The sequence below is a fragment of the Achromobacter sp. genome (genome assembly GCF_036567245.1).
Classification (GTDB): domain Bacteria; phylum Pseudomonadota; class Gammaproteobacteria; order Burkholderiales; family Burkholderiaceae_B; genus Achromobacter.
Map to the genome: position 1 here is coordinate 1 of NZ_DATCUY010000309.1, position 7,417 is coordinate 7,417.

The following is a 7,417-nucleotide window of genomic DNA, read 5'->3' on the forward strand; positions in this document are numbered from 1 at the left end:
GGCCGGGGCCGCGTCCGCGGGCGCCTGGCGCAACGGCGGCAAGGAAGGCAGTTCAACACGCACAGGCGCAGCCGAAGCTGGCGCCGCCGTCTGGGGCGCAACCTGCGGCGTCTCGTCTTCGGCCTGCGTCGACGCTGCGTATGCGGCGTGGTAAGCAGCAATCGAACGCGACGGCGCCGGGTAGCCGACCGGCGGCATGACGGGCGCGGACACCGAGGGACGCGCCGCCGTATCCGGGGCATCGAAACGTACGCTCGTCGGGATGCCGGCAGGCGTCTGCGGACGGAACTCAGCCGGCCGGGATTGCGCGAGATCCTGCCTGGGAGGGGCCTCTTGAGCCGCCTCGTCGAAGGCTCCTTCGACAGTGGCCAGCACCTCGACACCGCCATCGACGCTGCGATTCGACACGATCAACGCGTCCGGCCCCAGCACCTGCCGGACCTGACGCATCACATCGCGGCTGTTCGCTCCGAAAAATCGACTTATCTTCATGCCCCATTACCTCCACCGATCAGCGCGGTCACACGCACCATGCGCTCATCGGGTATTTCCGTATTCGACAACACGCCCAGCTGCGGCAAATGGTGCCGCAGGAAGCGCGACAAGGGCGCGCGCAAGACCGGCGACACCAGCAGCACCGGCGCGTTGCCCTGCGATTCCTGGCGTTCGACCGCGGCCTGCGCTTCGCGCAGCAAGGTATCGGCCAGGCCCGGCTCCAAGCCGCCGCTGGTCGTCATGGCCTGCGAAAGCACCCGCTCCAGCTTCACGTCCAGGCCGATCACGCGCAGCTCGCCCTCGCCCGGGAACCATTGCTGGGTGATGGCGCGGCCCAGCGAACGGCGCGTCAGCGCGATCAGTTCATTGATATCGGGCTGGCTGCCCGTGCCTGCAGCCAAGGCCGCCAGACGCGGGCCATGCTCGGACAAGGTGTCGATGATGGTGCGCATGTCGCGGATCGGCACCTCTTCCGACAGCAGGCCTTGCAGCACCTTCTGCAACGCCGTGAGCGACAGGGTCTTGGGCACCAGATCCTCGACCAGCTTGGGCGCGTCGCGGCCGATGCGGTCCAGCAGCTGCTGCACTTCCTGGCGGCCCAGCAGGTTGGAACCGTGGCGATGCATCAGGTGATTCAGGTGCGTCGCCACCACCGTGCCGGCATCGACCACCGTGTAGCCCGCTACCTGCGCCTGGTCGCGCAGGCTGCCGTCGATCCACAGCGCCGGCAGGCCGAAGGCGGGGTCGGTCGTGGGCGTGCCCTTGATCGGCATGGTCACGCCGCCCGGGTCGATCGCCAGCCATTGCCCCGGCATCGCCACGCCATGGCCGACTTCCACGCCGGACAGCAGGATGCGGTAGTCGTTGGGCTTGAGTTCCAGGTTGTCCCGGATATGCACGACTGGCGGCAGAAAGCCCACGTCCTGCGCGAACTTCTTGCGCAAGCTGCGGATGCGGTGCAGCAGTTCGCCGTTCTGGGCGTGGTCCACCAGCGGGATCAGGCGGTAGCCGACCTCCAGGCCCAGTTGGTCCACCATGGACACGTCATCCCAACTGGCCTCGGCCGCGGCGGCCTGCGCCTGGGTGATCGCCTGCGGCGGCACCTCCGCGGCTGCGGCCGCTGCCGCAGTCTGCCGCTTGTACAGCACCCAGCCGCCCCAACCCAGCGCGCCGGCCAGGGTCAGGAAGGCCACGTGCGGCATGTTGGGAATCAGGCCCATGATGCCGACGATGGCGGCCGTCAGGAACAGCACGCTGGGATTGGAGAACAGCTGGCTGAGGATCTGCTGGCCGATGTCCTGGTCGGTCGACACTCGCGACACCACCACGCCCGCCGCGGTGGAGATCACCAGCGCCGGAATCTGGGCCACCAGGCCGTCGCCGATGGTCAGCAGCGTGTAGACCCGGGCCGAATCGCCCATCGACATGTCGTGCTGGGCAACGCCCACGATCAGGCCGCCGATGATGTTGATCGCCATGATCAGCAGGCCGGCGATGGCATCGCCGCGCACGAATTTGCTGGCGCCGTCCATCGAGCCGAAGAAGTCGGATTCCTGCGAGACCTCCGCGCGGCGCTTGCGCGCCTCGTCTTCGCCGATCAGGCCGGCGTTCAGGTCCGCGTCGATCGCCATCTGCTTGCCCGGCATCGCGTCCAGGGTGAAGCGCGCGCCCACTTCCGCAATACGGCCGGCACCCTTGGTGATGACGATGAAGTTGATGATAGTCAGGATCACGAAGACGATGATCCCCACTGCGAAGTTGCCGCCGACCAGGAAGTGGCCGAAGGCCTCGATGACCTTGCCCGCCGCATCGGGACCGGTGTGGCCGTGCAGCAGGACCACGCGGGTGGAGGCGACGTTCAGCGACAGGCGCAACAGCGTGGCAAACAGCAGAACCGCGGGAAACGCCGCGAAATCCAGCGGTTTGCGCGTGAACATGGCGACCAGCAGGATCATCACGGACAACGCGATGTTGAAGGTGAACAGCAGGTCGAGCAGGAACGTGGGCAGGGGCAGGACCATCATGCCCAGCACCATCACGATCAGGATGGGTCCCGCCAGCAGCCGCGCATGCGAGGCCCCGCTACTCTTCAACATGGTGAGCAAAGCGCTCATTCCTTAAGCTCCTTGTGCTGCGGTTTTGGCTTGCGGGTCCAGCTCGGCCGGCACGGCCAGCTTGGTCGGGACCGTAGGTTCGGCGCCCCACCCGGCCCGCCAGGAGCGCAGCTGGAAGACCCACGCCAGCACTTCTGCCACCGCGGTGTAGAGTTCGGCCGGGATTTCCTGGCCGATCTCCACGTGTTGATGCAATGCGCGCGCCAACGGCGGCGCTTCCAATGTCGGAATGCGGTTTTCAGCCGCCAGTTCGCGGATCTTGGCCGCGATCAGGCCGGTACCCTTGGCCAGCACGCGCGGCGCGCCGCTCTTTTCCTCGTCGTACTTCAGGGCCACGGCGTAGTGCGTGGGATTGGTCACCACCACGTCCGCCTTCGGCACTTCGGACATCATGCGGCGCCGCGCCGCCTGGCGCTGCTGCTGCCGGATGCGCGCCTTCACGTGCGGGTCGCCTTCGCTTTCCTTGTGTTCCTGGCGCACGTCTTCCTTGGACATGCGCAGCTTCTTCAGGTGGCTCCAGATCTGCCACGGCACGTCCAGCATGACGATGACGATGAGCGAGGCCACGATGAAGGCGCAGCACATCGCCACCAGCGTCAGCGCCTTGACCAGCGCCGCGGACGGCGCCACGTGCATCAGGCTCAGCATGTCGTCGTGGTAGCGCCAGATGACCCAGACCGCCACGCCGCCCACCAGCAGGGCCTTGGCCAGCGCCTTGATCAGCTCCACCACCGTCTGCGACGAGAACATCCGTTTCAAGCCGGCCAACGGGCTGAGCTTGGAAAAATTGGCCTGCAGGGGTTTGCCCGAGATGACGATGCCGCCCAGCAGCACGCTGGACAGCACTGCGATGACAGCCAGCAGCCCGAAAACAGGCAGCAACACCAGCAAGGCCTGGCCGAACCCCTCGACCGCCCGCTCGACCATCACGCCGGGATCCGCGACGATGCGCTGATCGAAACCCAGGCCGTTGCGCAGCACGCCGGTCAGGGTGCGGTAGAGCGAACCACCGCCCGCCCAGATGGCGCCCACGCCCGCCGCCAGCATCATGAACGTCCCCAATTCCCGGGAACGCGCAATCTGCCCCTCCTCGCGCGCCTTTTCCAGGCGCCTGGGAGAGGCGGCTTCGGATTTTTCGAGGTCGCTTTCTTCGGCCATGCTCTGCGGTAATGTTGCGGCTCGCGGATTCTGGAATGACGAGCTGCCCGCCGAGATTCTAGGAGGCCCCCGGCTTCGGCGATATGCCAAGAAACGGGGGGAAAGCGGCGCTATTCCCGGATGCGTTCCAGGAGGCGCGTTCCAGGCCGGCCTGGAACGCCCCCTGCCCCGTGACGGCTGGCCGCGTCAGGCCCCTGCGGCAACCGCCAGACGGCCGGCCTCGCCCTCTCCCGCCACCGTCTGGAAGCGGTTGAAATCCAGGCCGATCCGCACCGCGCCCCAATGTTCCGACCCCAGATAGACCGGGATGGAAATGTCGTTGACGATTTCGCCCGTGTCGCGGGAGTAAGTCTGAAGCAACATGCCGCCGGTGTTGGTCGCCAGGCGCAAACCCACCGGATCGTCAAAAATGCGCTTGTTCCGCACCCGCGCGATATCCTGCTTCGGATCCCCGCTGGGCGTCTGGGAAAAACGGAGATTGTGAGCCGGCGCGTAACCCCTGCCATCCACCAGGATCGTGTAGATCCCGCCCGGCACGCCATCCAGCACGCTATCCAGCAATCGGGTCACCGATACATCGATCTGCCGGTCGTAGCTGGTGTGGTAGCGCGCGGGATCGCTGCCGGGAATGCGGCGGTAGTGCCGGTCGAACACATCGGCCCCGCGGTTTCTGGCATCTTCCAGCAGGCTGACAGCAGCGTCCCGGAAGGCTTCGACGGTCTCGGACAGGCCGTCAAAGGCGGTATTGCCGGTGCGCATGTCGGCCAGCACCTCCTGCACGCTTTCCGTCTGGCGGCGGATGCGGTCGATCTCGCCCGACATGCTGCCGACACGCTCCAGCACGTCGGCGCTCAGCGCGGCGATCCGCCCCACGTCCTCGCTCATGCCGTGATTGGTGGCGTCGACCTCGCCGATGGCCTGGACCACGTCGCCAACCTGCCGGTTCATACTGTCGAAGTCGCGCACGAATCGCTCGAAACCGGAGCATGTCCGGCCCAGCACTTCGCCGGATGTGTCGACATCCTCGCGCAGCGTGCCGGTCTGACGCTGGGTCGTTTCCACGAGTTCCAGCATCTCGGCGGTGTGCCGGCCGATATCGCTGGTGGCCGAGTTCACGCGCTCGGCCAAGCGCCCGACCTCGCTGGCCACTACTGCGAAGCCGCGCCCCGCATCTCCCGCCCTGGCCGCCTCCACCCCCGCGTTCAAGGCCAGGAGCTGAGTCTGCAAGGCAATCTCCTTGATCAGCTTGCTGATGTCGCCCACCGATTGGGCCCGGCCGGTCAACTGCCCGACCACCTCGCTGAACGACGCCATCTCGCGCGTCATGCGCTCCACCCGCGCCTTGACGTCGGACAGCTCGGCCAGCGCCTGCTGTGCCGCGTGCAGATTCTGCCCCGACACCTCGGCGATCTCGCGCGCATGGGTGGATGTCGATGCCGACAGGGCGGAGATTTGTGCGCCGCTGGCCGCGAGCGCGTCGGCGGCGCGCGCCTGCTCTTGCGCCAGGAGCGAACAATGGCCCGCCTGGAACTGCGTGCGCGCGGCATTCAGCGCGATTTCTATGCTGGATTGGCGGACGGTCATGATGCGGCTGCGTATGCGCGTCATGAAGCCGTATAGCGGCCAAACGGCCGGACTAAAGGATAAAGTGCGCTCCGACAGCGTCGCGTCGCCGCGATTGAGCCGCCGCAACAAGCTCCACATGCCTCCCAGACGGAATACGGATCTGGCCACGATCAACCTCCTTGTGCCGGCCCGGATCGCCTTCTATGGGCATCCGTTGCCTGACGCGCAATGCACGCCATGATTCACGCTGCACGGCCCCTATTTATTATTCTGGAGGGAAGTCTATCGATGAGGCGCGGTTTACGCCCCTAGGGAATACGTTCATGCGCCGGCTGCACCATCAGGAAGGGGCGCCGCCGGAGGGCAGGTCCGGCGGCGCGATTCCTGGCTAGAAGCCCAGGCTCGCCAGCAGGTCGTCGACCTGATCCTGGCTGGTCACTACGTCGGTCTTGCCCTGCGGGCTGATCTGCGGCCCGTTGAGCAGGCTGTTGGCCTCGTCCCGGCGCTCTTGCGGAACGTTGTCCAGCAGCACCTGCAGCAGTTCGCGTTCGATCGCGCCCACCACATCCATCATGCGCATGATGACCTGGCCCGTGAGGTCCTGGAAATCCTGCGCCATGATGATTTCCATCAATTGGGACTGTGTCTGCTGCGCCTGCTTCGGCACGTCCTGCAGGTACGCACGGGTGTCCTTCACCAGTTCGCGTGCCTCGGGCAGCTCCAGCGGCTGGTCGTACCATTGCTGCCAGCGCGCATCCAGCGCCTGCGCCGAACGCGACAGGCCATCCTGGATGGGGCCGGCCTGCTCGGTAGCGTTCAGCACGCGATTGGCCGCCTGTTCCGTCATCTGCGCCACGTAGCGCAGACGGTCGCGGGCGTCTGGAATGGCGTTGGCCGCGTCCTTGATGGCCTGATCCAGTCCCAGCTCGCGCATGCTGTCGCGCAGCATGCGCGTCAGCGACGCGATACGGTGGATCAGGTCGGGGGATTCGCCCGGGCTCTCATGTTCCGTCGTGCTCATGGCTCACCTCAACCCGCGATTTTCTCGAAGATCTTGTTGAGCTTCTCTTCCAGCGTTGCCGCCGTGAAAGGCTTGACCACATAACCGTTGGCGCCGGCCTGGGCCGCCGCCACGATGTTCTCCTTCTTGGCCTCGGCCGTCACCATCAGTACCGGCAGCGATGCCAGCGCCGCGTCGGCGCGGATCTGCTTGAGCATCTCCAGGCCATCGAGGTTGGGCATGTTCCAGTCCGACACCACGAACTGGAAGCCGCCATTGCGCAGCTTTTCCAGGCCGATGGCGCCGTCTTCGGCCTCATCCACGTTCTCGAAACCCAGCTCCTTGAGCAGGTTGCGGATGATCCGCCGCATGGTGGGGAAGTCATCCACCACCAGAATCTTCAGGCCCTTGTCTACCATCTTCTACTCCAGAAAAAATTTGCCTTGGACCGATCGGGGAGCTTTGCGCGTCAGACGCGGTGCCCGCGATCGCCCAGGCGAGTCAGAATGCGTTCGCTTATCGCCGACAACGAAACCACTTCATCCGCGGCGCCCAAGGCGATAGCTTCGCGCGGCATGCCGAAGACGACGCAGCTGGCTTCGTCCTGCGCAATCGTGTGGGCGCCAGCGCGGTGCATGGCCAGCATGCCGGCGGCGCCGTCCTTGCCCATGCCGGTCAGGATGACGCCGATAGCGTTCTTGCCAGCGGCGACCGCGGCCGAATTGAACAGCACGTCCACCGACGGGCGGTGGCGATTGACGGGTTCGCTGGCTTCGAGTTCGATCACATAGTTGGCGCCGCTGCGTCCCAGGCGCATATGCATGTCGCCGCCCGGCGCCAGGTACACGTGTCCCGGCAGTACGCGGTCGCCGTGCACGGCTTCGCGGACGGTCACCGCGCACAGTGCATCCAGGCGCTGCGCGAACGAGCGCGTGAAGCCCGCCGGCATATGCTGGGTAATCAGAATGGCCGGGCTGTCCGGCGGCAGCGGCTGCAGGACTTCGCGGATGGCTTCGGTGCCGCCCGTGGAAGCGCCAACGATGACCAGCTTTTCCGAGCTGGACAGCGGCCGGCGCAGCATGGG

6 protein-coding genes and 1 pseudogene are annotated in these 7,417 nt (G+C 66.1%); all 7 read right to left on the reverse strand.

Going from position 1 to position 7,417, the window contains the following annotated elements; all coding sequences use genetic code 11:
- Nucleotides 1-492 (reverse strand): annotated as a pseudogene (locus tag VIR09_RS13605) (flagellar biosynthesis protein FlhF); the annotation flags it as partial.
- Entirely contained in the window at nt 489-2,609 is a 2,121-nt protein-coding gene (gene flhA / locus VIR09_RS13610; protein ID WP_332013341.1) for a flagellar biosynthesis protein FlhA, read from the reverse strand. The gene flhA and the pseudogene VIR09_RS13605, both read right to left, overlap by 4 nt.
- Nucleotides 2,610-2,612: 3 nt before the next feature.
- A complete protein-coding gene (gene flhB / locus VIR09_RS13615) occupies nt 2,613-3,767 on the reverse strand; it encodes a flagellar biosynthesis protein FlhB (protein ID WP_332013342.1) in 1,155 nt (384 codons plus the stop codon).
- A 186-nt stretch (nt 3,768-3,953) separates the two neighbouring features.
- Nucleotides 3,954-5,351 (reverse strand): methyl-accepting chemotaxis protein, encoded by a 1,398-nt coding sequence (locus tag VIR09_RS13620; RefSeq protein WP_332013343.1) that lies wholly within the window; start codon nt 5,349-5,351, stop codon nt 3,954-3,956.
- 370 nt (nt 5,352-5,721) lie between these two features.
- Entirely contained in the window at nt 5,722-6,354 is a 633-nt protein-coding gene (cheZ, locus tag VIR09_RS13625) for a protein phosphatase CheZ (RefSeq protein ID WP_054456663.1), read from the reverse strand.
- An 8-nt stretch (nt 6,355-6,362) separates the two neighbouring features.
- Nucleotides 6,363-6,752, reverse strand: a complete 390-nt coding sequence (cheY, locus tag VIR09_RS13630; protein WP_013393379.1) for a chemotaxis response regulator CheY — start codon at nt 6,750-6,752, stop codon at nt 6,363-6,365.
- Nucleotides 6,753-6,802: 50 nt separating this feature from the next.
- A partial coding sequence (locus VIR09_RS13635; RefSeq protein ID WP_332013344.1) for a chemotaxis protein CheB occupies nt 6,803-7,417 on the reverse strand: 615 nt, incomplete at its 5' end.

Coding starts and splice junctions, on each gene's coding strand:
- flhA (WP_332013341.1), bottom strand. CDS start 2,609: ATGAGCGCTTTGCTCACCATGTTGAAGAGTAGCGGGGCCTCGCATGCG.
- cheZ (WP_054456663.1), bottom strand. CDS start 6,354: ATGAGCACGACGGAACATGAGAGCCCGGGCGAATCCCCCGACCTGATC.
- VIR09_RS13620 (WP_332013343.1), bottom strand. CDS start 5,351: ATGACCGTCCGCCAATCCAGCATAGAAATCGCGCTGAATGCCGCGCGC.
- cheY (WP_013393379.1), bottom strand. CDS start 6,752: ATGGTAGACAAGGGCCTGAAGATTCTGGTGGTGGATGACTTCCCCACC.
- flhB (WP_332013342.1), bottom strand. CDS start 3,767: ATGGCCGAAGAAAGCGACCTCGAAAAATCCGAAGCCGCCTCTCCCAGG.